The sequence below is a fragment of the Desulfobacula sp. genome, assembly GCF_021107415.1.
On sequence record NZ_JAIOSW010000259.1, the window covers coordinates 1 to 3,649 of the forward strand.

The 3,649-nt window shown below is 46.2% G+C and carries 4 protein-coding genes; all 4 read left to right on the plus strand.

Features of this window, described 5'->3' with window-relative positions; genetic code table 11:
* Positions 1-825 (plus strand): ADP-forming succinate--CoA ligase subunit beta (sucC, locus tag K8S13_RS13940; protein WP_291463356.1); only part of this gene is annotated, 825 nt, incomplete at its 5' end.
* A 158-nt stretch (positions 826-983) separates the two neighbouring features.
* Positions 984-1,850 carry a succinate--CoA ligase subunit alpha gene (gene sucD / locus K8S13_RS13945; RefSeq protein WP_291463357.1) on the plus strand — a complete coding sequence of 289 codons (867 nt, stop codon included), beginning with the start codon at positions 984-986 and terminating at the stop codon, positions 1,848-1,850.
* A gap of 25 nt (positions 1,851-1,875) precedes the next feature.
* On the plus strand, positions 1,876-2,775 hold the full coding sequence (locus K8S13_RS13950) for a fumarate reductase cytochrome b subunit (RefSeq protein ID WP_291463359.1): 900 nt from the start codon (positions 1,876-1,878) through the stop codon (positions 2,773-2,775).
* Positions 2,776-2,787: 12 nt separating this feature from the next.
* Positions 2,788-3,649: FAD-binding protein (locus K8S13_RS13955; RefSeq protein WP_291463361.1), on the plus strand; the 862-nt coding region annotated here is incomplete at its 3' end.

Genomic DNA, 3,649 nt, shown 5'->3' on the forward strand with positions numbered 1-3,649 from the left:
CTTGTGGACAGGGCCACGGCATCTATTGTGATCATGGCAAGCCGGGACGGTGGTATGGATATTGAAGAAGTGGCAGCCAACACCCCGGAAAGAATCATAAAAGTTCACGTAGATCCCTTAATGGGAATTCAAGGGTACCAGCTCAGACAAGTGGGGTTCGGACTTGAGATTCCGACCGCTGCCATGAAACAATTTTCAGGGCTTTTATCCAACCTGTATCAATTTTTTATTGCCAATGACTGCTCCATGGTTGAAATCAATCCATTGATTTTAACTTCGGATGATAAGGTTCTGGCCCTGGATGCCAAGGTGGATTTTGATTCCAATGCCCTTTACCGGCACAAAGATTTGATGGCATTAAGAGACCTTGATGAAGAAGATCCCCTGGAAGTTGAAGCATCAAAATTTAATTTAAACTATATCAACCTTGACGGCAATGTGGGCAATATTGTCAATGGCGCAGGGCTTGCCATGGCCACCATGGATATCATCAAGAATGCCGGGGCAACTCCGGCCAATTTCATGGATGTGGGTGGCGGAGCCAGTTCCGAACAGGTTGAAAATGCATTCAGGATCATCCTTGCCGATGACAAGGTCAAAGCACTTTTGGTCAATATTTTTGGCGGTATACTGCGATGTGATATTTTTGCCCGGGGCGTTGTGGATGCTGCCAGGAAAACCGGTATCAATATCCCTGTTGTGGTTCGCATGGAAGGCACAAACGTGGATGAAGGAAAGAAAATTCTGGCGGATGCAAAGCTTAATTTAATCAGTGCCGCTGACCTTTCCGATGCAGCTCAAAAAATTGCCGCAGCAGTTAAATAGTGCCTGACCGAAAACCTGAAAATTTTTTTAAGTACAAGGCGGGCGATAATTTTAGCTGCAGGAATACATTGAGTATTGTGAGGATTAAAATTATCAACCAACGCAGTAATTGGGGAAATTGGCGGTTTCCGGTCGGCACGTAATAGAGGAGATCAAAAGTGAGTATATATGTCAATAAAGACACAAAGGTTCTTGTACAGGGAATTACCGGCAATGAGGGCAGTTTCCATACAAGAGGGTGTTTAGAATATGGAACAAATATTGTGGCCGGGGTAACACCGGGTAAGGGCGGGCAGAAAATGGATGATGTGCCGGTATTTAATACGGTCGAACAGGCCGTTGAGGCGACCGGCGCCACAGCATCCCTTATCTTTGTCCCCCCACCGTTCGGGGCAGATGCCATTATGGAGGCAGCAGACGCGGGTGTGGAACTCATTGTGACCATTACAGAAGGGATTCCCATCCTGGATATGGTCAAGGTAAAAAAGTTTCTTGCCACAAAGAACTGCCGGCTCATCGGACCCAATTGTCCGGGCATTATCACACCCGAGGAGTGTAAAATCGGTATTATGCCCGGCAAAATTCATAAAAAAGGAAATATAGGCGTAATTTCACGATCAGGAACGCTGACCTATGAGGTGGTTGATCAGCTGACAAAGCTTGGAATGGGCCAGTCAACCTGCATTGGTATCGGCGGCGACCCTGTGAATGGAACTAATTTTATAGAGGTACTTGAAGCCTTTCAAAACGATGATGAAACCACCGGGATTGTCATGGTTGGCGAAATCGGCGGAAGTGCAGAAGAAGAAGCAGCAATTTATATTAAAGAAAATCTGACCAAACCGGTTGTTGGCTTTATCGCCGGCCTTACCGCACCTCCCGGCAGAAGGATGGGGCATGCCGGAGCCATTATATCCGGTTCCAGCGGTACAGGAGCAGCAAAGATTGCGGCATTCAAAGACAATGGGATTCATGTCTGTGAAAATTTAGGTCAGATCGGCCGGATTTGTAAGGATGTATTTTAGCATAACCTAAAGGAGGTTAAGAAAATTGGATAGTTATATTATCGAATCAATTAAAAAAAATAGCAGAATACCTGCAAGGCTTGATTTTCTTCAAAGCGGGACCGGCCTGATTCTAGGGCTGTTTATGTGGGTGCATATGCTTCTTGTGGCCAGTATTATCCTCGGGAAAGGCTCTTTTAATTTTGTGGCAAGAACCATGGAGCTTGCCTTTTTGTCCGATACCGGGCAAGGCTTTCCCATAGCGGTGTTTTTTGCCGTTTTTATCGTATTCACACTTTTTATCATCCATGCATTGCTGGGGGTCAGAAAGTTTCCCATTTCCTGGAAACAGCACAGGATTATTACAGACCAGATGCAGATGATGAATCATTCAGATACCAATTTGTGGTATATCCAGGTGGTTACAGGGTTTATCATGTTTTTTGCAGGATCGGTTCATCTGTATGTCATGCTGACGCATCCAGGCTCCATTGATCCCTATCTGTCGGCGGACAGAATCATTTCAGGAAATATGTGGCCCCTTTATCTGATTCTTTTGATCTGTGTTGAGCTTCATGGTACCATCGGCCTTTACAGGCTTTGTATGAAATGGGGATGGTTTAGCGGAAAAGATGCCAGAAAATCAAGAAAAACGCTGAAAGCACTTAAAAACAGACTGACCATTTTTTTCTTGACCATTGGTGTTCTTGCTTTGCTGGTGTTTGTTGTTATTGGTATCAACCACAGGGATAAAGTGGGTGAAAGATATAATAAACATGAACCAGCAGTTGAACAGGTCCGGGCAGAAGAAGTAATTCAGGCCGAAGAACAAGTACCGGTAGAAGAACAAGCTCAGATAGAAGAACATGTCCAGGCAGATGAAGAGATACCGGCAGAGGGCCATGAACCAGAAGAAGCTCAACCAGCTGACGTAACACATCAATAAGGGGTAAGCTAAATGAAAGTCATATATACGGATTCACTTGTAATTGGCGGCGGGTTGGCAGGACTTAGGGTTGCCATTGCATCCATGCAGAGGGGCGTTGACACCATTGTTCTGTCTCTGATTCCTGCCAAAAGATCTCATTCTGCTGCAGCCCAGGGTGGTATGCAGGCAAGCCTTGGTGCATGCATTAAAGGCGATGGGGATGATGAAGAAATTCATTTTGCAGATACGGTAAAGGGAAGCGACTGGGGATGCGATCAGGACGTAGCCAGGATGTTCGTAAACACAGCACCCAAGGCTATTCGCCAATTATCTGCCTGGGGTGTTCCCTGGTCAAGGGTCAGGCGCGGTGACAGGGGCGTTGTTATCAATGGGAAAAAAGTCACCATCACTGAAAAAGATGAGGCTCATGGCTTGATTTCTTCCCGGGATTTTGGCGGTACAAAAAAATGGAGAACCTGTTATACGTCTGACGGCACCGGACATACCATGCTTTATACCATGGATAACAAGGCTATCCAGATGGGCATTCCAGTTCATGAGAGAAAAGAAGCCCTTGCCCTGATCCATGAAGACGGGGTCTGTTATGGTGCTATTGTAAGAGATCTTATCACAGGTGAGCTGATTGCCTATGTGGCAAAGGCAACCACCATCGCAACCGGCGGTTACGGAAGGCTCTATGCCATTTCCACCAATTCAGTTATTTCCGAAGGGATAGGAAATGCCATTGCTCTTGAAACAGGGATTGCAACCCTTGGAAACATGGAGGCGGTCCAGTTCCACCCCACAGCTATTGTGCCTGTGGGTATTCTCACCACTGAAGGATGCCGCGGTGATGGCGGCCTTCTTCTTGACAAAGATGGATACCGGTTTA